General features: G+C 57.9%; 1 pseudogene. It reads left to right on the plus strand.

The features are described from left to right. Positions 1-126 precede the first annotated feature (126 nt). A pseudogene (locus CKO23_RS27080) lies at positions 127-972 on the plus strand (IS1634 family transposase); the annotation flags it as partial. Positions 973-1,301 lie beyond the last annotated feature (329 nt).

Genomic DNA, 1,301 nt, shown 5'->3' on the forward strand with positions numbered 1-1,301 from the left:
TTCGTACCCGTTATGTTTGCCAGATGCCCAATTACTTGGCACTGATTCACCTGGCTTGCGCACAAATCTTATTCCGAAAACTCCAAGAAACCTAAAGTTTAAGCAAACTATGTTCCGGATATCTTCTTAATGCAGGAGCTTACGCAAACAGCCTGGTGCACGCTCGGCACGGTTTATGGCGAAGTGCGCCAACGCTGGGTCGTGGTGTATTCGCCGCAGGCGCGCCAACGTGCCTTGAAAAGCGTCGATACGCACTGCCTCAAGCACAGCCGCGCCGAACTCAAAGGCTTTGAGCGCCTGTGCAACACCGACTTTGCCTGCGAGGCGGACGCACGCAAGGCCCTAGAGCGCTTCGAGAACACGCTCAAGATCGCGATGTTGGGCGAAACCCGCGTTGAGGCGTTGCCCCGCTTTCATGGCACAGGGCGCCCAGATCGGGGACGCGCGCCGGACTTTCATGTCTATCGCATCGACGGCGCGCTGGCCTCGCGGGTGCAGGAACGTTAGCGGCGCTTGGAGCGCAAAAGCTGCTTCATCCTTGCCACTAACCAGCTCGATGACCAGGCCCTCAGCGACGCAGACCTCATCGCCGCCTACAAGGATCAACAGAAGGTCGAGCGCGGCTTTCGCTTCCTCAAGGACCCGATGTTCATGGCCGCGACACTCTACCTCAAGAAACCCGAGCGCATCATGGCCCTGATGATGGTCATGACCTTGTGCCTGTTGGTCTATGCCGCCTTGGAGCAGCGCATCCGCGAGGCACTCAAGGCGCAGCACGAGACCTTCCCCGACCAAAAGGGCAAACCCACCGCGCGGCCCACGGCGCGTTGGGTGTTCCAATATTTCAAAGGTATCCACGTGCTGGTCGTTGAGCACGCGGGGCAGATCGTGCTGAATATGCAGCAACAGCAGAGCGCCTTACTTGAGCTGTTGGGTCAGCGCTATGTGTCGTTATATTCTCAAAGCGGCTGAGGGGGTGCGGAATGACGGTCGGAGACAACTGTTGCTGGTTTGATAAGTCAGTCGATAGCGTCGATTTCAGCTTCCCTAAACCCCGAGAGTGATGATGCCGATGGTTGAGCCTGGTTCGCCAGGTGTGACGGAAACTGTGCGGGACTGTAGTACCATCGGTCGTGAATGCGGCAGGATGGGACAGGAAATCGCACTGCGCGGGGTAACTTCTCAATAACTCACGGCACGGCCTCAGCGGCCAAGATCCGTTCGCGGACGATCTCCGGCAAGGACGGGATGGCTGCGACCTGTCCGATGCGGTCATTGAGATAATCCCAGAACGAGATGCC

This window comes from Thiocystis violacea (assembly GCF_016583565.1).
In the GTDB taxonomy this organism is placed as follows: Bacteria; Pseudomonadota; Gammaproteobacteria; order Chromatiales; family Chromatiaceae; genus Thiorhodococcus; species Thiorhodococcus violaceus_A.